The sequence below is a fragment of the Ruminococcus bromii genome (genome assembly GCF_002834225.1).
Classification (GTDB): domain Bacteria; phylum Bacillota; class Clostridia; order Oscillospirales; family Acutalibacteraceae; genus Ruminococcoides; species Ruminococcoides bromii.
Map to the genome: position 1 here is coordinate 42,404 of NZ_NNSR01000013.1, position 23,391 is coordinate 65,794.

Consider the following 23,391-nt stretch of genomic DNA (forward strand, 5'->3'; position numbering starts at 1 on the left):
AACTAATGAAGTTACATGAACTTTCTCCTGTTGAGGGTTCTAAAAAGGACTCAAAAAGAATCGGCAGAGGCCACGGCTCAGGCTGGGGCAAAACTTCCGGTAAAGGTCATAAGGGCCAGAAGGCTCGTTCAGGCGGCAGCATCCGTCCCGGATTTGAGGGCGGTCAGATGCCTTTACAGCGTCGTATCCCTAAAAGAGGTTTCAACAATATTTTTGCAAAGACTGTAGTAGCAGTAAACCTCAGCACTTTGAACAGAAAGTTTGAAGACGGTGCGACAGTAGATATTGAGGCTCTTGTTAATGCAGGCGTTGTTAAGAACGGCTTTGATGCTGTTAAGGTTCTTGGCAACGGTAAGCTTGACAAAAAACTTACAGTAAAGGTTTCTGCTTTTTCCGAATCAGCTAAAGCTGCAATTGAGGCTGCGGGCGGAAAGGCAGAGGTGATCTAAGTGTTTAAAACAATTAAAAATGCTTGGTCACTCCCCGATTTAAGAAAGAAAATTTTATTTACTCTCTTAATCATTGTTGTATTCAGAATCGGCTCGGTTATTCAGGTTCCATTCCTGGATACTGCGGCTCTCAGAAGTGTTATGAATCCGGATGACTGGTCAAACACAATGCTTTCTTATATGAATACACTCTCAGGCGGTGCATTCTCAAACGCAACATTGTTTGCAATGGGTATTACCCCTTACATCAACAGCTCAATCATTGTCCAGCTCCTCTGTGTTGCTATTCCTCCGCTTGAGAGATTAGCAAGAGAAGGCGAAGCCGGCAGACGCAAAATCAGTGCAATCACTCGTTATGTAACAGTCGGTCTCGGTATTATTCAGGGTACTGCATATTACTTCTATCTTCTCAACAGCAAGGTAACTCTTTACAACAGCGGTTTTGAACTTTGGTTCTCAGCTATTGTAATTATCCTTGTTTTCACGGCAGGTACAGCCGTAATGATGTGGCTCGGTGAACAGATCAACAGCCACGGCATAGGAAACGGTATTTCCATTCTCCTTTTTGCAGGTATCGTTGCTCAGTTCCCACAGATTATCAACACACTCGGTCAGTATTGGGGTCTTGCTTTAAACGGCAGCACACAGTACTTCTTCCTTGTACCGCTTTGGGTTATTCTCTTTGTTGCAGTTGTATGGGTTATCACATTCATGCAGGACAGTGAAAGAAGAATCCCGATTCAGTACGCAAAGCGTGTTGTGGGCAGAAAGATGTACGGCGGTCAGTCAAGCCACCTTCCTATCAAGGTAGCACTCGGCGGCGTACTTCCAATCATCTTTGCAAGCTCAATTCTTTCAATTCCAAGTACAATCAACCTCTTCCTCAAGATTCCGGCAGGAGATGGTTTCTGGGGTGCATTCTTTGCAGCATTCAGCACTTCAGGCTGGCTGTACATGGTACTTTATTTCTTGTTCATTATAATGTTCGCTTATTTCTATACATCAATTCAGTACAACCCTGTTGAGATGGCTAACAATCTTAAGGCAAATAACGGTACGGTTCCCGGTATCCGTCCGGGTGCTCCGACAGCCGATTACATCAGAAAGATTTTGTCAAGAATCACTTTAATCGGTGCAATGTTCCTTGCTGTTATTGCTATGATTCCGCTTATCTACGGCGCTGCTTCAGGAATGGGTCAGATGTCAATCGGTGGTACATCAATCATCATCGTAGTTGGTGTTGCTCTTGAAACTGTTAAACAGCTCGAGTCACAAATGATGATGCGTCATTACAAAGGTTTTCTTGACTAATTGAGAAAAAAGGAGTATAATAGATGAACATTATCATGTTAGGTGCTCCGGGTGCAGGTAAAGGCACACAGGCCGCTGTACTTTGTGAACACTTTGGTATTCCCACAATTTCAACCGGAAACATGATCCGTGAAGCGCTGAAAAACGGCACTGAGATGGGCTTGAAGGCTAAATCCTTTATGGATGAAGGCAAGCTTGTTCCCGACGAAGTAGTAATTGGTATTGTAAAGGAAAGACTTTCTGCCGATGACTGCAAGAAGGGTTTCATTCTTGACGGTTTTCCAAGAACTATTCCTCAGGCTGAGGCTCTGGATAACATGGGTGTTGAGATTCAGCATGTCATCAACATCGACATTTCTGATGAAAAAATCATCAACCGTATGTCCGGACGCCGTGTTTGCGAAAATTGTGGCAGACCTTTCCACACTGTGACTTTAAAGCCCAAGAAGGAAGGCATCTGCGACGATTGCGGCGGCACCCTTGTTCAGCGCAAGGACGACCACCCCGATACCGTGCTTGCTCGTCTCGAAACATATCACAAAGAGACTGAGCCCCTCGTTTCTTACTATGAGAAGCAGGGTAAGCTTGTTACTGTAAAAGGACAGGATGATGTAGAAGCTACTACAAAGGCTATCCTTGAAGGTATAGAGGCTTAATTCATGGTTGTAGTTAAGACAGCACGGGAACTTTCAAAAATGAAAGACGCCTGCAGAATTTCTGCCGAGGCGTTGCGTGTTGCGGGAGAGGCTGTAAAGCCCGGCGTTACTACTTATGAAATAGATAACATTGTCCGCTCATACATCGAGAAACAGGGAGCAGTTCCCTCGTTTCTCGGTTACGGCGGCTTTCCTGCGAGTGCGTGCATTTCCGTTAACAATGTGGTTATCCATGGCATACCCAGTAAAGAACTCGTTTTAAAAGACGGCGATATAGTAAGCGTTGATGTTGGCGCTTTCTACGGGGGATTTCACGGCGACAACGCCTATACTTTCCCCTGCGGCAAAATCAGTGCTGAGGCACAGGCTTTGCTTGACGCCACAAAAGAGAGTCTGTATGAGGGAATTAAACAGGCTCTTGCCTTCAACCGTGTCGGTGACATAGGCAGCGCAGTTCAAAAGTATGTCGAAGCTCGCAGTTACTCGGTGGTACGAGATTTTGTCGGCCACGGCGTAGGTGCGAAACTGCACGAAGACCCAAGCGTACCCAATTACGGCACTCCGCACAGAGGAGTAAGGCTTATTCCGGGTATGACTATTGCCATTGAACCCATGGTAAACCAGGGCAGGTGCAATGTGCGTGTTCTTGATGACAAGTGGACTACCGTCACTGCTGACGGAAAGCTCTCGGCTCATTTTGAACATACTGTTGCAATAACTCCTGACGGGCCTAAAATTATGACTTTGTGCGATTAAAGGTGATTTTATGAACACAGTAAAAGGTAGTATAGTAAAGGCTGTGGCAGGAAGGGAAAAGAACGGCTTTTTTGTTGTTCTCAGCTGTGACTCCGTGTTTGCTTACATTGCAGACGGAAAGCGCAGAAAAATTGAGAAACCAAAAAAGAAAAAGCTGATTCATATTTCTCCTACAGGAACCGTGATAGAGGGTTCAATCAAGACCAATCCGCAGATAAGAAAAATTTTAAGCGATTTTAGAAAAAGCGAGGGTTGACAATATGTCAAAACAGGATGTAATTGAAATTGAAGGTATTGTTAAGGAAGCTTTACCGAACGCACAGTTCAAGGTAGAGCTGCCGAACGGTCACGTGATATTAGCTGTTATTTCAGGCAAGCTGAGGATGAACTTCATTCGCATTTTGCCGGGCGATAAGGTAAAGGTGGAAATGTCCCCCTATGACCTGACAAGAGGCAGAATTACTTGGAGAACTAAATAATCCAAAGTAAAAACACGACTTTTTAGAAAGGAATGATTATACATGAAAGTCAGACCTTCAGTAAAGAAAATGTGCGATAAGTGCAAAGTTATCAAAAGAAAAGGTAAGATTTTAGTTATTTGCGAAAACCCCAAGCACAAGCAGCGTCAGGGTTAATTTACCTAAGAAAAACAAAACTATATTTTAGAATTTATATGGAGGTGCAACTATATGGCTCGTATAGCAGGTGTTGACTTACCGAGAGATAAAAGAGTTGAGATTGGTTTAACCTATATCTACGGTATCGGCCGTAAGACTGCAGACGACATTATTGCTGCAACAGGTGTTAATCCCGACACTCGTGTCAGAGATTTGACAGAAGAAGATATTGCAAAGCTCAGAGAATACATCGAGCATCACTGCCGCGTTGAAGGTGACCTTCGCCGTGACATCGCTTATGATATTAAAAGACTTATTGATATTGGTTGTTACCGTGGCGTTCGCCACAGAAAAGGACTTCCTGTAAGAGGTCAGCGTTCTAAGACTAACGCTCGTACTCGCAAGGGTCCCCGTAAGACCATGGCTAATAAGAAGAAGTAAGGAGGGCAAAGGACTATGGCAGCACCAAAGGGTGGTAAGAAGGTTATCCGCCGTCGCCGTGAACGCAAGCACATTGAAAAAGGCGCAGCGCATATCCAGTCAACATTTAACAACACAATTGTTACTATTTCCGATACACAGGGCAACGCTGTTTCATGGGCAAGCGCAGGCGAGCTCGGTTTCAGAGGTTCAAAGAAGTCAACTCCGTTTGCCGCTCAGTCAGCAGCCGAGACAGCTGCAAAGGCAGCAATGGAACACGGCATGAAATATGTTGAAGTTTATGTAAAGGGCCCCGGTCAGGGTCGTGAAGCTGCAATCCGTGCATTGCAGACTGCAGGTCTTGAAGTAACTATGATTAAGGATGTTACTCCGATTCCGCACAACGGATGCCGTCCTCCAAAGAGAAGACGTGTATAGTATTTTAAAAGGAGGAAAATTCTACTATGGCTAAAAATATGCAGCCTATCGCTAAGCGTTGCAGAGCTCTTGGTATTTCACCTGCAGTTATGGGTTATTCCAAGAAGACTTCCAACAGAAATCCCGGCGGTAAGATGAGAAGAAAAAAGAGCGAGTACAGCATGCAGCTTACTGAGAAGCAGAAGGTAAAATTTATCTACGGCATCATGGAGAAGCAGTTCAGAGCTTACTACGAAAAAGCTGAACAGGCTGAGGGTAAGACAGGTGCTGTATTGCTCACACTTATTGAAAGAAGACTTGACAATGTTATCTTCAGACTCGGTCTTGCAGCAACAAGAAGAGAAGCAAGACAGCTTGTAAGTCACAGCCACTTTACCGTAAACGGCAAGAAGGTAAACATTCCTTCATACCTTGTTAAGGTTGGCGATGTAATCGAAGTTAAGGAGAAGAGCCGTTCAACTGCAAGATTCAAGGCAATCGCAGATGGCGAAACATCTTCAATTGTAACACCAAAGTGGCTTGAGAAGAACGAAAACCTTCTTGGCGGCAAGGTTGTTGCAGCTCCTCAGAGAGAAGACATCGACTTTCCTGTTGAAGAACACCTCATCGTTGAGTTGTACTCCAAGTAATCTTATATTTCACACGCAGATTACACACAGATGGGCTGCTTTTGCAGTCGCATAATGTTTAGGAGGATTCGCGAATGATAGAAATTGAAAAGCCAAGAATTGAAACCGAGGAATTAACCGAGGATGGAAAGTACGGCAAGTTTGTTGTTGAACCGCTCGAGCGCGGCTTCGGCAACACACTCGGCAACAGTTTGCGCCGTGTGCTGCTTTCCTCTCTTGAAGGCTGTGCTGTTACATCAATCAAGATTGACGGCGTTCTTCACGAATTTTCAACTATTCCCGGCGTAAAGGAAGACGTTACGGAAATTGTTCTTAATATGAAAAGTCTTGTTGCAAAGCTCCATGAAACAAGCCCTAAGGTTATCGAAATTGCAGCCGAGGGTCCCTGTGAGGTAAAGGCTGCCGACATCAAATGTGATGATGAGGTTGAAATTCTCAACCCTGAACTCCATATTGCTACACTCGGTGAGGGTGCTAAGCTCAATATGGAAATCACAGTTGACAAGGGCAGAGGATATATTCCTTCGGAGCGCAACAAGCAGTTAAGCGGCAACAATGTTATTGGCGTTTTGCCGATTGATTCAATTTATACTCCCGTGTTAAAGGTAAACTATACAGTTGATAACACTCGTGTAGGTCAGATTACCGACTATGACAAGCTCACTTTGGATGTTTGGACAAACGGAGTTATCAATGCTCAGGAGGCTGTTTCTCTTGCAGCAAAGGTTCTTACCGAGCACCTTAACCTTTTTGTAAACCTTTCCGACAAGGCTTCAAGTGCCGAGGTTATGGTTGAGAAGGATGACAAGGGCAAGGAAAAGATTCTTGAAATGACAATTGAAGATCTTGATCTTTCAGTTCGTTCTTTCAACTGTCTCAAGCGTGCAGGCATTAACACGGTAGAGGATTTGATCAACAAGTCCGAAGAGGATATGATGAAGGTGCGTAACCTCGGTAGAAAATCTCTCGAGGAAGTAGTACAGAAGCTCAATTCTCTCGGTTTTAGTCTTCAGAAGGAAGACGAATAAACTTCCCAAGTCTTTGACAGTTGTTCTGTCAAATTCTTACCAATAAACTCAACGGTAAAGGAGTGAAAGAAATGCCAGGTACAAGAAAATTAGGAAGAACTACTGCACAGAGAACTGCAATGCTTCGTGCTATGGTTACTTTCCTTTTGGAAAACGGCAAAATTGAAACAACTCTTACTCGTGCCAAGGAAGTTCAGGCTATGGCAGAGAAGATGATTACTACAGCTAAAGAAGATACTCTTCACAACAGACGCCTTGTTTTGGCTTTTGTTACTAAGGAAGATGTTACAAGCAAGCTCTTTAAGGAAATTGCTCCAAAATACAGCGACAGAAACGGTGGCTATACAAGAGTTACTAAAATCGGTCCCCGTCGCGGTGACGCAGCTGAAATGGCAATTATCGAGCTCGTTTAATTCTTTTTAAGTTTATACAAGTTCAATTTCAGGGACTGTGAAGAGATGAAGTCCAAGGCTTCGTCCTTCGCAGTTCCTTTTAATTTTTGCGTAAAAGTACGGGCGGATATTATATAATGATATATAAAACCCAAAAAGGGCACATAACCGTAATTATTTTCGGTTATGTGCCTTTTTTTCTTAGACTGTGCTTTTTACACTTCGGGAGGATAAAACAGATTGCCGCTGAGTTACTGCTTTGCAAACTGACTGTTATAGAGTTTGTTATAGAATCCGCCTTTGGCGAGCAACTCCTCATGTGTGCCTTGTTCAATGATGTTGCCGTCCTTCATAACAAGGATAACATCGCTTTCCTTGATTGTTGAAAGTCTGTGGGCAACAACAAAGCTCGTCTTGCCCTTCATCATCTTGGCAAAAGCCTTTTGAACACGGATTTCGGTAAGGGTATCAATTGATGAAGTTGCCTCGTCAAGAATAAGAATTGACGGGTTTGTAAGCATCGCCCTTGCAATACACAGAAGCTGTTTCTGTCCCTGACTGAGATTACCGCCGTCCTCGCTGATTACGGTGTTGTAGCCGTCAGACATACGGCGGATGAATGAGTGCGCATATGCTGCCTTTGCGGCGGTAATAACTTCTTCTTCGGTTGCGTTTTCGTTGCCGTAACGCAGATTTTCCATAATCGTTCCGTTGAACAGCCAGCTGTCCTGAAGAACCATTCCGTAGCATTTTCTGAGGTTGTCACGGGTGATGTCCATAATGTCAACACCGTCAATGCTGATTTTGCCGCTGTCCGTGTCATAAAATCTCATAAGAAGATTGATGAATGTTGTCTTGCCGCAGCCTGTCGGACCGACAATGGCAATGTGACTGCCGCTCTTGACATCAAGCGAAAAGTTTGTGATGAGCGGTTTTTCCTTTGTGTATGAGAAGTTTACATTCTCGATCCTGACATTGCCTTTGCAATGCTCAAGCTCTTTTGTACTGTTGTCGGGAATTTCGTTATCAGCCTCAAGAACCTCAAAAACCCGTCCTGCCGCCGCAATGCCTGTCTGCAACTGCGTGAGTACGCCTGTAACCTCGTTAAACGGCTTTGTGTACTGATTTGCGTAGGTGAGAAAGCATGATAACTGTCCGACCGAAAGTGTGCCTGCAACGGCAAACAGAGCACCCATAATGCCTACTGCGGCATAAACCAATGCGTTTACGAATCTTGTTGACGGGTTGGCAAGTGCGCCTGCAAACTGCGCCTTGAATCCCACTTCAAGAAGTTCATCGTTGTATTTTTCAAATTCTTCAAAGGCTCTGTCCTCATATGAAAAAGCCTTTACAATTCTCTGATTGCCGATATGCTCCTCAACATATGACGAGATGTCACCGTTGAGTGCCTGTTGACGGGTAAAGCGGTTGTGCGTCATCTTGCCGATGAATGCCGCAACAAAGAGCGAAAGCGGTGTGAGAACAACAACCACAAGGGCGATTTTCCAGTTGATTGTCAGCATAAATACAAGCGTGCCGACAATGGTAACAATGCCCGAAAAAAGCTGTAGAAACATCTGTGTAAGACCGTCACCAACTGCGTCAACATCGTTGATTACTCGGCTGATAAGGTCGCCGTGAGGTGTTGTGTCAATGTAGGATAGGGGAACTGTGTTGAATTTTTCAAAAACCTCTCTTCTGAGGTCACGAACAGTGCGGTAGCTGACAATGTTGGTAAAGTAGGTCATAATCCACTGGAAAAGTGCCACACCGCCGATGCCTACACCGATATATACAAGAATCTGAATAACGCTTGCAAAGTCAACATTGCCCTTGTCAATGATGTTGTCGATTGCGTTACCTGTGAGAACAGGAATATAGAGCGTGAGCGAAACGCTGATGATTGCGCTCACAAGAGCTAAAATCAGATAAAACGAATACGGCTTTATTTTTTTGAGTACCTTTTTTACAGAGGAGGATTTTTTTGCTGAATTTTTCATCTTTTTGCCTCCTCTTCACTAAGCTGTGAAAGACAGATTTCACGGTAGGTTTCGCAGCTTTCAAACAGTTCATCGTGCTGACCTTTGCCTACAATTCTGCCGTCATCAAGCACAAGAATAAGGTCTGCGTTCTTAATTGTTGAGCAACGCTGTGTAACGATTATTACGGTCATATCCTTTGTGTTTTCACGCAAAGCCTTTCTGAGTGCCGCATCTGTTGCAAAGTCAAGAGCCGAAAAGCTGTCGTCAAGAATGAGAAGCTTCGGTGAGCCTGTGAGTGCTCTGGCAATGCAAAGTCGCTGACGCTGACCGCCGCTGAAGTTCTTACCTCCCTGTTCAACAAAGCTGTCAAGCCCTTTGTTCAGCTTGCTTACAAACTCGTATGCCTGTGCAATTTTGAGAGCCTTTATAATATCCTCGTCAGTTGCATTTTCGTTTTGCCATTTCATATTGTCACGGATTGTTCCCTTGAAAAGAATTGACTGCTGAGGAACAATACCAATCTGTGAACGGAGCTGTAAGAACGGATAGTCCTTGACATTTCTGCCGTCAACGCTTACAGTACCCTGCGTTGCATCGTAAAAACGGGGGATAAGGTTGACAAGCGTACTTTTACCGCAACCCGTACCGCCGATAAGACCGACCGTCTGACCGCGCCTGATTTTAAAGCTGATGTCCTCAAGCTCATCATCACCCGTGCCGTATGTGAAGTTTACATTGTCAAATTCGATTTTCGGAGTGCTTTCGCTCTCTGAAATTTCAATGTTCTCGGTAGTGCTTTCACACACACTCGGCTGAGTTTCAAACACTTCGTTAAGTCTTGCCGCACTTGCACTTGCTTTAGTGAGAAGGACAACAAGGTTTGCAACAACAATCATTGCAAGCAAAATCTGCGTCATATAGTTTACAAGGGCAATGATGTCACCCGAAAGCATTCCGTTGCCTGCGTTTACATTCTGAGCGCCAAACCAAATGATGAGAATAATTGCAGCATTGGTGATGATGTAGGTGACAGGGCTTAAAAGTGCCGAAAGAATGCTTACTCTGATCGAAGTTTTAGCCAAATCCTCGGTTGAATCGTCAATACGCTTTTTCTCATTTTTCTGCTTTGAAAAGGCTCTGATAACCCTGTTGCCCGAAAGATTTTCACGGCAGATAAGGCTGATTTTGTCGAGCTTTTTCTGCATCTTTTCAAAAATAGGAATACTCTTTGTCATAATGAGGTAAAGAGTAACGGCAATCAATATAGCTGCAATGAAGAAAATAATTGACATTTCAAGGTTGATTGTCATTGCCATAACCATTGAACCGATAACAATAAACGGTGCTCTGGTGAGCAGGCGGATAGCCATTGCAACAGATTGCTGAACTTGATTGGTGTCATATGTGATTCGTGTTATAAGTGACGGAGTGCCGAGCTTGTCCAACTCTGCGTGAGAGAGTTTGTTGATGTGCAAAAACAAATCTCGGCGAAGTCTTGTTCCCACACCCTGAGATGCCTTTGATGCAAGATACTGACACACGAGTGCACTGCAAAGTCCTACAGTTGCAAGAATAACGAGCATACCGCCCATTCTCCAAATGTATGCCGTGTCGCCGTTTCGCACACCGTTGTCGATGATTCCTGCCATAACAAGCGGAACGAGCAATTCCAAAATTGCCTCAAACAGCTTGCAAAGCGGACCGATGATACATTCCTTTTTGTAGTATGCAAGATATCTTCGTAGCTTAATCAAATTTTCCCCTTCTCTGCCATATAATTAACAATACATAAGTAATATTATTTTACACCGATTAACGATATTTTACAACTTAAATTTTGCGTTGCGGGAATTTGCGACATTTATACGCTTTGTATATACTATAATGTGTGTGCCTTTACTTGCGGGCGGATAAAGTTTTGTGCTAACACAAAAAAGCCACCGATAAAACATCGGTGGCTCTGTATATAATCAGTAAAATAAATTACTTAATAAGGCTTGTGCCGTCCATTTCTTCGGGCTGCTCGAGTCCCATAATTTGGAGCATTGTCGGAGCGATATCGGCAAGTCTGCCGCCCTCACGAAGCTCGCAGTCGTAGTTTACTACGCAGAAAGGAACAGGGTTTGTTGTGTGAGCAGTAAACGGTGAACCGTCCTCTGCAACCATCTTATCTGCATTGCCGTGGTCGGCTGTGATAAGAGCAACACCGCCCATTTCTTTGATTGCGTCAACAACCTTGCCAACGCAGGTGTCAACAGCCTCAACAGCCTTTACGGCTGCCTCGAATACGCCTGTGTGACCAACCATATCGCAGTTAGCATAGTTGAGGATAATCATATCGTACTTACCGCTCTTGATTGCCGGAACAAGCTTGTCTGTAACCTCGTAAGCACTCATTTCAGGCTGGAGGTCATATGTTGCAACAGCAGGTGACTTAACAAGGATTCTGTCCTCGCCGGGATACTGCTTTTCAACACCGCCGTTGAAGAAGAATGTTACATGAGCATACTTTTCTGTTTCTGCAATTCTGAGCTGTGTCATGCCCTTGTCTGATACATACTCGCCGAGTGTGTTCTTGAGAACCTCTGGCTTGAATGCAACTTCAACATTAGGCATTGTTGCATCATACTGAGTCATGCAAACAAAGTTTACGGGGAAGAAACCGTTCTTTCTTTCAAAGCCCTTAAAATCAGGGTCAACAAATGTTCTTGTAATCTCTCTTGCTCTGTCAGGACGGAAGTTGAAGAAGATGATGCTGTCGTTAGGCTTAACTTGAGCACCGCCCTCAATAACACAAGGAACAACAAATTCGTCTGTTACGCCGTCATTGTAAGAGTTCTTAATTGCGCAAACAGGGCACTCTGCCTTGTTGCCCTCACCATATACCATAGCGGCATATGCCTTTTCAACTCTGTCCCAGTTGTTATCTCTGTCCATTGCGTAGTATCTGCCCTCAACTGTGGCAACCTTGCCTATGCCGATTTCTTTGAGCTTGTCAAGAAGCTTGTCAGCATATTCAGCGGCACTTGAAGGCGGAACATCACGGCCGTCAAGGAATGCGTGAATGTAAACATCTTTAAGACCCTTTTTCTTAGCAAGTTCAAGAATACCGTAGAGATGCTCAATGTGGCTGTGAACACCGCCGTCTGAGAGAAGTCCCATAAGGTGAAGTGCCGTGCCGTTCTTGAGAGCCTTGTCCATTGCATCAACAATAGCCTCGTTATCTTTGAGCTTGTCCTCGTTGATAGTCTTTGTAATTCTTGTGAGTTCCTGATAAACGATTCTGCCGGCACCCATATTTGTGTGACCGACCTCAGAGTTACCCATCTGACCGTCAGGAAGACCTACATCCATACCCGACGCACCAATCTGTGTGAGCGGATTAGATGCAAAAAGCTTGTCAATGTTTGGCTTTTTAGCAGCCTTGATAGCGTTGCCTTTTTCGGGAGCAATACCAAAGCCGTCAAGAATCATTAAAATTACCGGTTTTTTCATTTTGCGTGTCCTTTCCATAAAGCATACACAATCTTGTTATGCAAAAAACAAAATCCAAAAGCCGATTACAGACTTTTGTGCCGTGCCCAAAAGGACACGGCATTGTGTTTGAATATACTGTTTAAATTACTTGCTTGCAGCCTTTACGATTGCGGCAAACTTCTCGGCAACGAGTGATGCACCGCCGATAAGACCACCGTCAACATTTGTCTTTGAGAGAAGCTCGTCAGCATTGCCGTCATTCATTGAACCGCCGTACTGAATTGTAACAGCGTCAGCAGCAGCCTGATTGTAAAGCTTAGCGATTGTAGCACGGATGAAAGAGCAAACTTCTTCAGCCTGATCAGCTGTTGCAGTTTTGCCTGTGCCGATAGCCCATACAGGCTCATAAGCGATAACAACATTCTTGAGTTCTTCTTCTGTTACATTGAAGAGGTCAAGCTTAATCTGTCTTGCGATAACTTCTTCTGTGATGTCGCACTCACGCTCCCAGAGGAGTTCGCCGACACAAACGATTGGCTTAAGACCTGCGGCAAGAGCAGCCTTTGTTCTCTTGTTTACAGTTTCGTCTGTTTCGCCGAAATACTGTCTTCTCTCGCTGTGACCGAGAACTACATATTCAACGCCCATTTCCTTGAGCATACCTGTTGAGATTTCGCCGGTGAAAGCACCGCTTTCAGCCCAGTGACAGTTTTCTGCACCGATTTTAACATTTGTGCCTTCTGTAGCCTCAAGTGCTGTTGCAAGGTCAACATAAGGAACACAAGCGATTACTTCACAACCTGCATCTTTTACGAGGGGAGTAATAGCGTTGAGGAGCTCTTTAGCTTCCTTTGGAGTTTTGTTCATTTTCCAGTTGCCTGCAATAATTGCCTTTCTCTTTGACTTATCCATGATAATTTTCCTTTCAGAATATGTTTTTAATATAATAAAATAACAGGGTTAAATCAGTAAGGGCGGAAAAATCCGCCCTTTTATTTGATTAAATTATTTGTCAGCGATTGCTGCGATACCCGGAAGAACCTTGCCCTCAAGATATTCAAGAGATGCACCGCCGCCTGTTGAGATGTGGCTCATCTTATCAGCAAAACCAAGCTGAATAACAGCAGCTGCGCTGTCGCCGCCGCCGATGATTGTTGTTGCGTCTGTGTCGGCAAGAGCCTTAGCAACAGCAATTGTACCCTTTGCAAGAGTCGGGTTCTCAAATACGCCCATAGGACCGTTCCAAACAACAGTCTTTGCACTCTTTACAGCGTCAGCAAAGAGTTCCTGTGTCTTTGTGCCGATGTCAAGACCTTCCATGTCAGCAGGAATCTTGTCTGAATCAACAACCTTAACTTCGATTTCAGCGTCGATAGGATCAGGGAAGCCTGCAGCGATTGTTGTGTCGATTGGGAGAAGGAGCTTCTTGCCGAGCTTTTCAGCCTTAGCCATCATTTCCTTACAGTAGTCAATCTTTGTATCGTCAACGAGTGAAAGACCGACTTCCTTGCCCTGAGCCTTGAGGAATGTGTAAGCCATACCGCCGCCGATGATGAGTGTGTCGCACTTTTCGAGGAGGTTTGAAATAACATTGAGCTTGTCAGCAACCTTAGCACCGCCGAGGATTGCAACGAACGGACGAACAGGAGTTTCAACGGCATTGCCGAGGTAGTTAATTTCCTTCTGCATGAGGTAACCTACTGCTGTGTCCTTGATGTGGTCTGTAACACCTACTGTTGAGCAGTGTGCACGGTGAGCCGAACCGAATGCATCCATTACAAATACATCAGCGAGTGAAGCAAGTTCTGATGAGAACGGCTCAAGATTCTTTGTTTCTTCTTTTCTGAAACGAGTGTTCTGGAGAAGAACAACATCGCCGTCTTTCATTTCTGCAACAGCCTTTTTAGCATTTTCGCCTACAACCTCGTCATCGTTAGCGAAAACAACATCCTGACCGAGGAGTTCCGAAAGTCTTACTGCTACGGGAGCGAGTGAGAACTTTTCTTCGGGACCGTTCTTCGGCTTGCCGAGATGTGAGCAAAGGATAACCTTGCCGCCGTCAGCGATAAGCTTCTTGATTGTAGGAAGAGCTGCTGTAATTCTGTTGTCGTTTGTGATTACGCCGTCCTTGAGCGGTACATTGAAGTCACAACGAACAAGTACTTTTTTACCTTTTACATTGATGTCATCAACAGATACTTTGTTGAGCTGCATAATATACATTCCTTTCGTGTAAGAAGAAATTTGTAAAAATTTAGTATTTTTACAGTCACCATTATTATATATCAAAAACCCCTTTTTATCAATAGAAAACTTTAAAAAATTCGCCTGTCGGGGTATTTTTTGCACTGTCTTTACAAATACTGATTTTAAGGAAGCTTATGAATATTATTTTTGTTCTTATGTCATATTGTTAAGGTCGCTCCACTTGTGGTTGTGAAGCTCGCCCTTGTTTTGCAAAGCAGGATAATCCCATTGCCTTAAAACTTCATAAGCCGCAATTGCAACAGAGTTTGAAAGATTAAGACTTCTTGCCTCGTCAATCATAGGCAGTCTTAAAGTATCATCGGGATGCTGCATTAAAAGCTCCTCAGGCAAGCCTTTTGTTTCTTTGCCAAAGAGAAGATAGCAGTTGTCGGGATATTCAACATCGCTGTGGCGGTGAGTTCCTTTTGTTGAAAAGAAAAAGTATTTTCCGCCCTTTGTTTTTTCAAAAAAATCGTCAATGTTTTCATAGTATGTGATGTCAAGCAAGTGCCAGTAGTCAAGTCCCGCTCTTTTGAGTTTTTTGTCGTCGGGTTCAAAGCCCATAGGCTTGACAAGATGAAGTCTTGTTCCCGTTGCGGCACAGGTTCGTGCCACATTGCCCGTGTTCTGCGGAATTTCGGGTTCAACAAGCACAAGGTTGAGAGTTGCCAAAAGTTATCACTCCAATTTTTATTATTCCATTCTTTTTCTGTTTAAATACATTTTAAATCGTAAACAATAATAATGCAAGTTTTTTTGACAAAGCCGTGTGACAAAGATGAAAAAACACACATTTTGTCAATGAATTTGCAGGATACGGAGGTGTGATTATGAATACAAGTCCAATGATGAATGTGATGAAAGGCGTTGCAATAGGAATGACGGCAGGCGTCTGCATGGGTATTGTCGGCAAAAATATGGTAGACAGCAACCCAAAACTCAAGAAAAAGGCAAACAAAGCCTTTAAGACAATGGAGTCAGTCCTCGACACCGCACAGTATATGTTCAGATAAAATCATATTCATCATAAACAAAACCCCGATTCAAACGAATCGGGGTGTAATTTTATACTCTCTTGTATGTGCTTTTCCTGAAAATCAATGTGTCGCCCGAAATATAATATTTGTGATAATCATTCAGGGCTTCCTCTTCGCTTTGAGCAAGGTCAAATGATGATGTGCCGTCCCATTCCATTGTGAATACAAGTTTTCCATCACTCATGACCTTGTATGACACAGGGTCAGCACTTGTCGGACCATGATAATCAATATCATTGCAAGAACCGTCATCATTAAAATACATTTTTGAATTTTCGCTAATTTGCCCATCGTCGTCAACAAATGCCCATATTCCGGTTATGCTGTTGTTACTGCAACCGCTTAATGACATAACCGCAAACAACATCGTAATTATACATAACACCATTGATATTTTTCTTAATTTTATCATATTGTTACCTCTGTTTACAGACTTGCCTTAATCTGTTCAATGACCTTCATAACAGATTTTTTTGGTACAGCGGCAACAATACCGTTAAGTGCCATTTCGTTTCCGCCAACACTACCGACACCTGCTTGTACCCAACCAGATACAATGAGCGTTGTATCTGTAAATTCAATTTTTATGTATTGCATAGCAGTCAAAAGTCCTGTACCTTTTTTCCATACAGTTTCGCCGTTGTAGGAAACTTCTTTAAAACCGTTTGCCTGCAAAATGTTTACAGCAGTGTTGTATGATTCATCAACACTGTTTCGCAGTGGCAGGTTAATAATTGTTCTTGCCATTATAAAAACCTCCGTCAATATTATTAAGTTTTTGGTGGCATCGTGGACATTCGTTAATACCTGCGGTAACATTAAGACCGCAATTTGGACATTTATTGTTATTTCCTAAATTTTTAAGTGAATTAAGCTTATCCTCATTTTTCTTTTTAACAAAAGAAAATATAACCATAATAATTCCTACAAGCAGAATAATAAATGAAATTATAGCAACTGCAATAATTGTTTTTTCAAATGAAGAAAATGGAGATGTCCACGAATATCTTTTGTTTGTATTCACAGTAAATAACGAATATGCAAGTCCGCCAAAGCCGAGAGTTGTCAGAATATACCCAATAACAGTAATCACTTATTGCCTCCTTATTAAATTTTTTAGATATGAAGCTTCATTGATTCAATTATAACATTGCGTAATACAAAATGCAAGACAAAAGTAATACGCAATTTTTGTGTAAATTGCATACAATAGTAATATATAATGTAATACAGGAGCAGTTCACGCAATGAAAAAGTTTAAAATTCCGCAAATTCCCCAAACAACAAGCAAAAGTATACGATTTCCAAACGATGTGATTGATGAAGTGGAATCTGTCCTTGTCGGTACGGATTGCACATTTTCTGCCTTTGTTGTGGAAGCAGTAAGAGTAGCTCTTGAAAATTTAAAAGAAGAATCAGCCGAAGATGAGTAAACAAAACCCCCTATTCAAGTGAATAGGGGGTTATAATTTTGCATTTTATATTTAATTAAATCAGCTTGTGTAGCCGAGGGGGTCCATTTTTTCACCGTTGAGGCGGATTTCAAAATGGAGGTGAGGACCTGTTGAGTTGCCTGTTGAACCGACATAACCGATGAGGTCGCCCTGATTTACATACTGACCTGTTACTGCAACAAGTGAACTGCAATGACCGTAAAGTGTTGTGTAGCCACTGCCGTGGTCAATGATAACATAGTTGCCGTAGCCGCTGTTGTCACCGCCCGAGAATGTTACGGTACCGCTTGCGGATGCATAAATAGGCTGTCCGTAAACACCGCCGGCTGAAATGTCAAGTCCGCCGTGAAGTCTGCCCCAGCGTGTGCCGAAGGTACTTGTCAATGTATGTGTGTAGGGGAGTGGCCATGCAAACATACCCGATGAACCTGTTGTGTAGCTTGAAGATGAATTTGAACTTGATGAAGAACTGCTGTCTGATGAGGTTGATGATGAACCTGTGCTTGATGAAGTATCCTCAGCCTTGCCTTTTACAACAACTTCGTCAACTGCCTCTTTAATAGTTTTTGCGTCAGTCTGAACCGCATCGGTCTGAACACCGTCAACAAATGTAGTTCTTACCGTTACTTCTTCTTCGCCCTTAACGCCTTCGGTAGTTACCTTTTTGTATGAAGAAGACTTGTCCTCGTCATACTTAACCTTTGTGTCATAAGCTACATCTCTTGTGTAAACAATGTCTGTTGAAAGTGAGATTGAAAACTTGCCGTCTGCAAGTGCCATAACATCTTCTGCCGACACAAGGTCTGTACCGCTTGGGTTGCCTGTTACAACCTCCACCGAATTTGCAAATTCGGTTGTTGTTTCGTCATCGTAATCCTTGCGGTAATCAACAAGAACCTGATCAAGGTCTGCCTTAAGCTCATCAATCTCTTCTGTCGCACCGATGAACTTGCCGTCAATATAAAGACTTGCACATGACGGTGAAATTGTGTTGAGGTCAGCATATTCACCGCTGATTTCTGCGTAATCGGGAACTGCTTCATCACTTGTAGCTGCAGCAACAACTGCAGCAGCTTCTGTTCCGGTTCCGTTAGTATTTGTTTCTGGCACATCAAGAGCGCTTGCAACAGTAACGCACGAAAGTGTGATTGCGCTGAAACACGCAACAACCGCAAGCACAGCCTTCTTTTTAATCAATTTCTGTGAACGGACTGTTGACGGTGCAAGGTGCGCGTACTGCTTTTCACTCTTGAACGAAAGTCCGGATACAATTTCTCTTGCACTTTTGGTTGTGCCGATTCTTGATTCTCTGAACGCTCTGTCAATTGCCAACGCTTGTGTTTTTGCCGTTTTTGTCTTTTTCGGCACATTAACTGATTTGACTGTTGCAGACTTAAAGGAACCCTTCCTGTTCTTTATCGTCTGAGCAAGCTTTGCAGCGGAATTTTTTGAAACTCTTACAACCGATTTTGCACAAAATGTTGTTGCTCTTTTTACAAAGCGAACGGTTTTCTGTGCGGTTGTAAGCTCACGCTTGCAGGCTTTGCGTTTTTTTGTCGGAAGACTCTCGATTTCATTGAAACCTTCCAAACCAATGAACTTTGTCTCCAAAATAATTTCTCCTATCTCATTAACCGTTACATTTCTGTAACAAACACGATACCTTTATTATACCAAATAGTTACGAAATTGCAATATGAGAATTAAAAAATGTCACAATCAATAATATAATAGGGGAGAAGGTTACAAAAAACAGGGTAAAATCAACAATAATTCCCTATGTTAATTATACTTTAAGTTATCAACAGTATAATTTCTTAACAGAGAGTAATATTTATTCAACTCTTTCAGAGCGCCGTCAAGGTCGTGTTCAAGGTAGTTTCCGCATTCAATTGCTGTTGTTCCGGGGATTTCTCCCTTGTGCTCCGCACACTGCTTTATTGTGTCTTTTATAAGCTGTAATGCGTCCTCTTCCGACATATCACGAACGAGAAAATAAAAACCCGTTCTGCATCCCATAGGACCGAAGTAGATCACATTGTCGGCAAATTTGCTGTTGCGGGCATATGTTGCAAAAAGGTGTTCAATTGTGTGCATAACGGGATTTGGAAGATACGGCGGTGTGTTCGGCTTTACAAAACGCATATCATATGTTGTAATGTCGCCGTCAATTCTTGAAATGTAAACACCCGGCATAAGTGTGTTGTGGTTGATTGTAAAGCTTGCTATCTTTTTCATATATATTATCCTTTCTTAATCGTAATCGGCTATGTTTGTGAAACAGATGTTCATATCAACATCGCCCTCAATTCCGTCAACCTTGCCCGATGAGGAATATTGCCACATAGAAAACTGATAATAGAATGTAGGAACATTTGCGTATTCGCAGTACCAGATGTCAAAATCCGCAAGCTGAGTGAGGTCATATTTAAAGTAAAGCTCTTTGCTCGGAGAATAAATAATCGGTGTGTAGCCAAGCTCCTTTACACGGTTGCAGAATGCCTTTGCACAGGCTGTTGCCTGAGCAGCCGAAACGCCGTCGGTTCTTGCGTCATCATCTTTTATGATTTCCCAGTCATATGCAACGGGGAAGTCGATTGTTTCATCGCCGAGAAGTGACTTTATATAGTCAGCCTCTTCAATTGCCTCATCGTTATTGACCGCCTGCGAGAAGAAATACACGCCGACTTTAATACCTGCCGCTTTGGCACCCTTTATATATGAAAGGGCAGAGTCATCCGAGTACATTTTTCCGTCAGAACCGTAACCTCTTCCGCCGATGCGAACCATAGCAAAATCCACGCCGGACTTTTTAACCTTGTCCCAGTCGATTGTTCCGCTGTATGATGAAATGTCAATTCCCTCCATTGACGCAGGCTTGCCGTTTTCGCTGTAGTATTTGAATGTGTCGTCAGAGGTGAAGCTGTCATTGTTGAGTGTGTTTTTCGGCACACCGTCAAGCTCGGTAATCCAAATTTCTCCGAGAGTGCTGTCGTTTATATGTATTTTTTCGCCTGTTGTCTTGACCGTTGTGTCTGTGGCAACGGTCGCCGAGGTTGTACTGCCCGACTGCGAACTGCTTTCAGCGTTGTTTGAACAACCGCACAAAACCGAGGTAAGTGCAAGCATGGCAGCCGTTACGGCACAAATAGTTTTTTTCATTGATCTGCTCCTGTTAAAAGATTTTTAACGCTGAAAAATGTCGATTATACGGGCATTTTGCGTATCTGTTAGTCAGCATATCATAAAAAAGAGTTGATGTAAACAAAGAAACCGAAAATAAATATTGAAAATTTTGTGAAAATTAAGTATAATCTAAGGTATAAGTGTCACTCGCTCAAAAGGCGATGGCAGTCATTTGAGAATTTAATGATTACAGTGTTTTGCAGGAGCGATAAAGGGCGGTGAGCGAAATTGAAGAAAACAAAGGTGCATGGGTACCGTCACAAAACTACCGAAGAACTCGTCAAGGCAATTGACGAATGTACCTCTCTAAGTCAGCTTTTCGCTCTCATTCAGCACGAGCATATTACGATTCAGATGCTTACCCGTCCCGGTGCATCAAACCTTGCCCCAAAAATTTTAAGCCCGAAAGAGATAACAGGCAACCGTGACACCCCTTTTGAAAGACTGCAAAGGCAGGTTCGTGAGTCTGTTCTTGAGGACGAAAGGCGGCTTAAACAAAGTAAGCTGATTGCCGAGTGTGAACGCCTTTCAAAACTTAATAAAAATGACAAGATAAAGTAAGAGTAATTGGTGGAAGATTTTTGAATTTTTTTACTAAATACTCTTTATTTTTTCCAAAAAAACATATATAATCTAATTATCAAATACGATTGGGGATGGAATAAATGACATTCAAATTCAAACACGTTTTGGCTGTAATGCTCGCAGCAATCACCGTAGCTTGTTCCATTGTCGGAACAATAGCTGTTTCTGCCGCAGAAACAGGCACTCGGTATTCAACAGAAAACACCGTTTCATCTGATGTAGCGGATATGGATACTGAATCCACCAAGGCAACGGAAACTGCCAAGCCCTCACAGCCGTCAACAAAACCCACTTCAAAGCCTTCCGTAGTTCCTCCGACTAAGCCTATCAAGCCGAGCGTCGGTGCAATTAAGAACCTCACAAGAACGAAATCTACAACAAACTCACTTTCGTTCAAGTGGAATAAGGTAAAAGGTGCAACGGGCTATGTAATCTATTACCGCAACAATGACGCACACAAGAATTTTTCAAGACTTACATATGTAAAGTCAAATGCCTGTACAGTCAAAAAGCTTAAGACAGGCACATGGTATGATATTAAAATTGCCGCTTATGTTAAACAGGGCGGCGTAAAGTATGAGGGCAAGAGCCAAACATACAGAACAGCAACATTGCCGAACTCCGTAAGCGTTTCGCTCAAAGAATCAGGCTCTGCCATCAAGCTTTCGTGGAATAAGATTCCGCAGGCAACAGGCTACAAGATTTACCGTATGAGCAGGAACACAAACGGAAAATATGTTCTTTATAAGACAATCACTTCAAACTCAACAACATCATACAGGGATACCGGCGTCAAGCAGGGCAAGGCTTATTATTATCAGATTAAGGCTTACCGTGCAATCAAAAAGAACACTTACTATTCGTCACCGTCAACAATAAGATGTATGGCAGGCCTCAGCGCCCCTTCCATTTCAATCGGTTCAAAGCTTTCAAGGGCAAATCTCACATGGAAAAGGACGCCTGTTACTCCTACAGCCTATGAGATTTTCTATTCAACCTCAAAGAATGGCAAATATACGAAACTCGGTGAAACAAAGAATGCATTTTATAACACAAAAAAGCTCACAGCAGGCAAAACCTACTACTTCCGTGTTCGTGCATACAGATATGTCGGTTCAAGCAGCAATCCAAAGAAATACAAGATACTCGGAACATATCAAACAAAGGGTGTAAAAATCAGTAAGAATGCCTACGGTGTTTCAGTCGGCGGCACATATGTTGAAATCAGCATCAATCAGCAGCATATGTGGTATTACAAGAACGGTAAGCTCGTTGTTGAAACAGATGTTGTAACCGGCAACTACGGTACAAACGATACGCCAAAGGGTGCATATTCAATTATTTACAAGGCATCTCCTGCAACACTTATGCAGAATTCCCATGTAACATTCTGGCTCCCGTTCACATCAGACGGCTGCGGAATCCATGACGCGTCATGGCGTTCAAGCTGGGAATACGGCGGAACAAGGTACAAGGGTCACGGCTCACACGGCTGTGTAAACACACCGTACAACGCAGCTAAGAAAATCTATAACAACATTTCCTCAGGAACCCGTGTTGTTGTTTATTGATTTTAATTCGTAGCAAAAACTTGATAAAATAATTTAAGGCTGACAGATTTTTAATAATCTGTCAGCCTGTTTTTATGCTGTAGCGGTTTAATAATAAATTTTGATTTTGATATAAATTAATATAATTTTTGTACCGAAAAAGTTGCTCTTTGTTGATATTAGAGAATGAGATTTTGACTTATTGACAAAATCTTGTTTTAATAATATAATAACTTTGCTGTATTAAGCAATGATATAAAGCAAATATGAGGAGAGTAAAAATGAAAAGAATATTTATAGTTTCACTTTTGGCTTTGACGGTTGCGCTTGGTGCGGTTGCAACGGGTTGTTCGGGCGGTAACAATTCATCTTCAACTGACAAATCTTCAAGCAAGGTTGAGTCCGTGAATGATTCATCAGCTGATGATTCAAGTACTGCTGAAGTCGGAGATGCAGTTGACGGTGACTTCGTGTGGGATGAAAACAGTTGCATTGTCAATCTTTCAAAAGAAGCAGCAAAGAAGAGCGAAATCGTAATTCCAAAAAATTGTATTGATTTAAGAATTGATGATTGGGCAAGCGGCGAGGATAACTATTTTTCAGAAAACGATAACCTTGAAAGTGTTGTGTTTGAGTCTGAAAACATCAAAAATCTTCCTGACGGTTTGTTTGTACATGATAAAAGCCTGAAAACGGTTCAGCTTCCGAAAAACCTAAAGAGAATTTCAGAATTCTGTTTTAGCAATTGCGAGTCGCTTGAAACTATTGAAATTCCTGATAAGGTAACCGAAATCAAGGAATCTGCGTTCCAGTATTCAGGAATCAAGGAGATTAAACTTCCCGAATCAGTAACAACTGTCGGTGATTCTGTTTTTGCATGGACAAAACTTGAAACACTCTATCTTCCGGAATCACTTACCTCAATAGAAAGTAGTTTCTTGACTTGTGTCGATTCTGATAAACTTACAATCTATGTTAAAAAGGGCTCATACGCAGATGAGCATTTTGCTGATTTTGCCGACAAATCAAATCTTGAAAAGGCATATTATTGATTTAATCTAAGTTATAATTAAAAAAACAGGCTGACAGATTTTTTATAACCTGTCAGCCTGTTTTTTATGTGAATGTTATCAGTAGGGGCGTTCATCGGACGCCCGCTTTGATGAAATTATTTGTT

29 protein-coding genes are annotated in these 23,391 nt (G+C 42.7%); 17 read left to right on the forward strand and 12 right to left on the reverse strand.

Features of this window, described 5'->3' with window-relative positions:
* Positions 1 to 5 precede the first annotated feature (5 nt).
* The 12 genes from rplO (at position 6) to rplQ (ending at position 6,717) form a co-directional block, all read left to right on the forward strand.
* Positions 6 to 449, forward strand: a complete 444-nt coding sequence (gene rplO, locus RBATCC27255_RS00460) for a 50S ribosomal protein L15 (RefSeq protein ID WP_101028256.1) — start codon at positions 6 to 8, stop codon at positions 447 to 449.
* Positions 450 to 1,760, forward strand: a complete 1,311-nt coding sequence (secY, locus tag RBATCC27255_RS00465; RefSeq protein WP_101028257.1) for a preprotein translocase subunit SecY — start codon at positions 450 to 452, stop codon at positions 1,758 to 1,760.
* A 23-nt stretch (positions 1,761 to 1,783) separates the two neighbouring features.
* Positions 1,784 to 2,416 (forward strand): adenylate kinase, encoded by a 633-nt coding sequence (locus tag RBATCC27255_RS00470; protein ID WP_101028258.1) that lies wholly within the window; start codon positions 1,784 to 1,786, stop codon positions 2,414 to 2,416.
* Between the two features lie 3 nt (positions 2,417 to 2,419).
* The gene (gene map, locus RBATCC27255_RS00475; RefSeq protein WP_101028259.1) at positions 2,420 to 3,172 is read left to right on the forward strand and encodes a type I methionyl aminopeptidase; all 753 of its coding nucleotides are present in this window, start codon (positions 2,420 to 2,422) and stop codon (positions 3,170 to 3,172) included.
* Between the two features lie 10 nt (positions 3,173 to 3,182).
* A complete protein-coding gene (locus RBATCC27255_RS00480; RefSeq protein ID WP_101028260.1) occupies positions 3,183 to 3,428 on the forward strand; it encodes a KOW domain-containing RNA-binding protein in 246 nt (81 codons plus the stop codon).
* 4 nt (positions 3,429 to 3,432) lie between these two features.
* Positions 3,433 to 3,651 carry a translation initiation factor IF-1 gene (gene infA / locus RBATCC27255_RS00485; RefSeq protein WP_015523207.1) on the forward strand — a complete coding sequence of 73 codons (219 nt, stop codon included), beginning with the start codon at positions 3,433 to 3,435 and terminating at the stop codon, positions 3,649 to 3,651.
* A 42-nt stretch (positions 3,652 to 3,693) separates the two neighbouring features.
* Complete coding sequence (rpmJ, locus tag RBATCC27255_RS00490) at positions 3,694 to 3,807, forward strand: 50S ribosomal protein L36 (RefSeq protein WP_015523208.1); 114 nt, start codon at positions 3,694 to 3,696, stop codon at positions 3,805 to 3,807.
* 54 nt (positions 3,808 to 3,861) lie between these two features.
* Positions 3,862 to 4,230 (forward strand): 30S ribosomal protein S13, encoded by a 369-nt coding sequence (rpsM, locus tag RBATCC27255_RS00495; protein WP_015523209.1) that lies wholly within the window; start codon positions 3,862 to 3,864, stop codon positions 4,228 to 4,230.
* 15 nt (positions 4,231 to 4,245) lie between these two features.
* Positions 4,246 to 4,647, forward strand: coding sequence for a 30S ribosomal protein S11 (gene rpsK / locus RBATCC27255_RS00500; RefSeq protein WP_015523210.1), 402 nt, complete (start codon positions 4,246 to 4,248; stop codon positions 4,645 to 4,647).
* Between the two features lie 26 nt (positions 4,648 to 4,673).
* The gene (gene rpsD, locus RBATCC27255_RS00505) at positions 4,674 to 5,276 is read left to right on the forward strand and encodes a 30S ribosomal protein S4 (RefSeq protein ID WP_101028261.1); all 603 of its coding nucleotides are present in this window, start codon (positions 4,674 to 4,676) and stop codon (positions 5,274 to 5,276) included.
* 74 nt (positions 5,277 to 5,350) lie between these two features.
* On the forward strand, positions 5,351 to 6,304 hold the full coding sequence (locus RBATCC27255_RS00510; RefSeq protein WP_015523212.1) for a DNA-directed RNA polymerase subunit alpha: 954 nt from the start codon (positions 5,351 to 5,353) through the stop codon (positions 6,302 to 6,304).
* Between the two features lie 71 nt (positions 6,305 to 6,375).
* The gene (rplQ, locus tag RBATCC27255_RS00515; RefSeq protein WP_015523213.1) at positions 6,376 to 6,717 is read left to right on the forward strand and encodes a 50S ribosomal protein L17; all 342 of its coding nucleotides are present in this window, start codon (positions 6,376 to 6,378) and stop codon (positions 6,715 to 6,717) included.
* A gap of 230 nt (positions 6,718 to 6,947) precedes the next feature.
* On the opposite strand, the gene RBATCC27255_RS00520 is transcribed toward rplQ, so the two are convergent.
* From RBATCC27255_RS00520 to trmL, 6 genes are all read right to left on the reverse strand, one after another.
* Positions 6,948 to 8,696 carry an ABC transporter ATP-binding protein gene (locus RBATCC27255_RS00520; RefSeq protein WP_101028262.1) on the reverse strand — a complete coding sequence of 583 codons (1,749 nt, stop codon included), beginning with the start codon at positions 8,694 to 8,696 and terminating at the stop codon, positions 6,948 to 6,950.
* Positions 8,693 to 10,432, reverse strand: coding sequence for an ABC transporter ATP-binding protein (locus tag RBATCC27255_RS00525; protein WP_101028263.1), 1,740 nt, complete (start codon positions 10,430 to 10,432; stop codon positions 8,693 to 8,695). Before RBATCC27255_RS00525 ends, RBATCC27255_RS00520 begins: the two co-directional genes overlap by 4 nt.
* A gap of 229 nt (positions 10,433 to 10,661) precedes the next feature.
* The gene (gene gpmI / locus RBATCC27255_RS00530) at positions 10,662 to 12,173 is read right to left on the reverse strand and encodes a 2,3-bisphosphoglycerate-independent phosphoglycerate mutase (protein WP_021882732.1); all 1,512 of its coding nucleotides are present in this window, start codon (positions 12,171 to 12,173) and stop codon (positions 10,662 to 10,664) included.
* Positions 12,174 to 12,299: 126 nt separating this feature from the next.
* The gene (tpiA, locus tag RBATCC27255_RS00535) at positions 12,300 to 13,067 is read right to left on the reverse strand and encodes a triose-phosphate isomerase (protein ID WP_101028264.1); all 768 of its coding nucleotides are present in this window, start codon (positions 13,065 to 13,067) and stop codon (positions 12,300 to 12,302) included.
* A 93-nt stretch (positions 13,068 to 13,160) separates the two neighbouring features.
* The gene (locus RBATCC27255_RS00540; protein ID WP_187128343.1) at positions 13,161 to 14,369 is read right to left on the reverse strand and encodes a phosphoglycerate kinase; all 1,209 of its coding nucleotides are present in this window, start codon (positions 14,367 to 14,369) and stop codon (positions 13,161 to 13,163) included.
* Positions 14,370 to 14,555: 186 nt separating this feature from the next.
* Entirely contained in the window at positions 14,556 to 15,074 is a 519-nt protein-coding gene (gene trmL / locus RBATCC27255_RS00545; RefSeq protein WP_101028266.1) for a tRNA (uridine(34)/cytosine(34)/5-carboxymethylaminomethyluridine(34)-2'-O)-methyltransferase TrmL, read from the reverse strand.
* A 158-nt stretch (positions 15,075 to 15,232) separates the two neighbouring features.
* Between trmL and RBATCC27255_RS00550 the strand changes: the two genes are divergently transcribed.
* Complete coding sequence (locus RBATCC27255_RS00550) at positions 15,233 to 15,415, forward strand: hypothetical protein (RefSeq protein ID WP_015523309.1); 183 nt, start codon at positions 15,233 to 15,235, stop codon at positions 15,413 to 15,415.
* A 52-nt stretch (positions 15,416 to 15,467) separates the two neighbouring features.
* Here RBATCC27255_RS00550 and RBATCC27255_RS00555 read toward each other — a convergent pair whose 3' ends face one another.
* From RBATCC27255_RS00555 to RBATCC27255_RS00565, 3 genes are read right to left on the reverse strand one after another with little or no spacing between them, the layout of a single operon-like run.
* A complete protein-coding gene (locus RBATCC27255_RS00555; RefSeq protein WP_101028267.1) occupies positions 15,468 to 15,851 on the reverse strand; it encodes a hypothetical protein in 384 nt (127 codons plus the stop codon).
* A gap of 14 nt (positions 15,852 to 15,865) precedes the next feature.
* On the reverse strand, positions 15,866 to 16,186 hold the full coding sequence (locus tag RBATCC27255_RS00560; RefSeq protein WP_101028268.1) for a hypothetical protein: 321 nt from the start codon (positions 16,184 to 16,186) through the stop codon (positions 15,866 to 15,868).
* On the reverse strand, positions 16,167 to 16,532 hold the full coding sequence (locus tag RBATCC27255_RS00565) for an Asp23/Gls24 family envelope stress response protein (RefSeq protein ID WP_101028269.1): 366 nt from the start codon (positions 16,530 to 16,532) through the stop codon (positions 16,167 to 16,169). Before RBATCC27255_RS00565 ends, RBATCC27255_RS00560 begins: the two co-directional genes overlap by 20 nt.
* A gap of 154 nt (positions 16,533 to 16,686) precedes the next feature.
* On the opposite strand from RBATCC27255_RS00565, the gene RBATCC27255_RS00570 reads away from it, so the two are divergent.
* Positions 16,687 to 16,872 carry a YlcI/YnfO family protein gene (locus tag RBATCC27255_RS00570; protein WP_015523312.1) on the forward strand — a complete coding sequence of 62 codons (186 nt, stop codon included), beginning with the start codon at positions 16,687 to 16,689 and terminating at the stop codon, positions 16,870 to 16,872.
* Positions 16,873 to 16,932: 60 nt separating this feature from the next.
* Here RBATCC27255_RS00570 and RBATCC27255_RS00575 read toward each other — a convergent pair whose 3' ends face one another.
* The 3 genes from RBATCC27255_RS00575 to RBATCC27255_RS00585 all read right to left on the reverse strand — a co-directional run bounded on the left by RBATCC27255_RS00575 (position 16,933) and on the right by RBATCC27255_RS00585 (position 20,055).
* Positions 16,933 to 18,504, reverse strand: coding sequence for a peptidoglycan DD-metalloendopeptidase family protein (locus RBATCC27255_RS00575; RefSeq protein ID WP_101028270.1), 1,572 nt, complete (start codon positions 18,502 to 18,504; stop codon positions 16,933 to 16,935).
* Positions 18,505 to 18,675: 171 nt separating this feature from the next.
* Positions 18,676 to 19,131, reverse strand: a complete 456-nt coding sequence (locus tag RBATCC27255_RS00580; protein WP_101028271.1) for an S-ribosylhomocysteine lyase — start codon at positions 19,129 to 19,131, stop codon at positions 18,676 to 18,678.
* A 15-nt stretch (positions 19,132 to 19,146) separates the two neighbouring features.
* Positions 19,147 to 20,055 (reverse strand): glycoside hydrolase family 25 protein, encoded by a 909-nt coding sequence (locus RBATCC27255_RS00585; RefSeq protein ID WP_101028272.1) that lies wholly within the window; start codon positions 20,053 to 20,055, stop codon positions 19,147 to 19,149.
* A 252-nt stretch (positions 20,056 to 20,307) separates the two neighbouring features.
* Here RBATCC27255_RS00585 and RBATCC27255_RS00590 point away from each other — a divergent pair, with 252 nt between their 5' ends.
* From RBATCC27255_RS00590 to RBATCC27255_RS00600, 3 genes are all read left to right on the forward strand, one after another.
* Complete coding sequence (locus RBATCC27255_RS00590; protein WP_101028273.1) at positions 20,308 to 20,640, forward strand: hypothetical protein; 333 nt, start codon at positions 20,308 to 20,310, stop codon at positions 20,638 to 20,640.
* 104 nt (positions 20,641 to 20,744) lie between these two features.
* Positions 20,745 to 22,235 (forward strand): fibronectin type III domain-containing protein, encoded by a 1,491-nt coding sequence (locus RBATCC27255_RS00595; RefSeq protein ID WP_101028274.1) that lies wholly within the window; start codon positions 20,745 to 20,747, stop codon positions 22,233 to 22,235.
* Positions 22,236 to 22,495: 260 nt separating this feature from the next.
* The gene (locus RBATCC27255_RS00600) at positions 22,496 to 23,266 is read left to right on the forward strand and encodes a leucine-rich repeat domain-containing protein (protein WP_169923190.1); all 771 of its coding nucleotides are present in this window, start codon (positions 22,496 to 22,498) and stop codon (positions 23,264 to 23,266) included.
* Positions 23,267 to 23,391 lie beyond the last annotated feature (125 nt).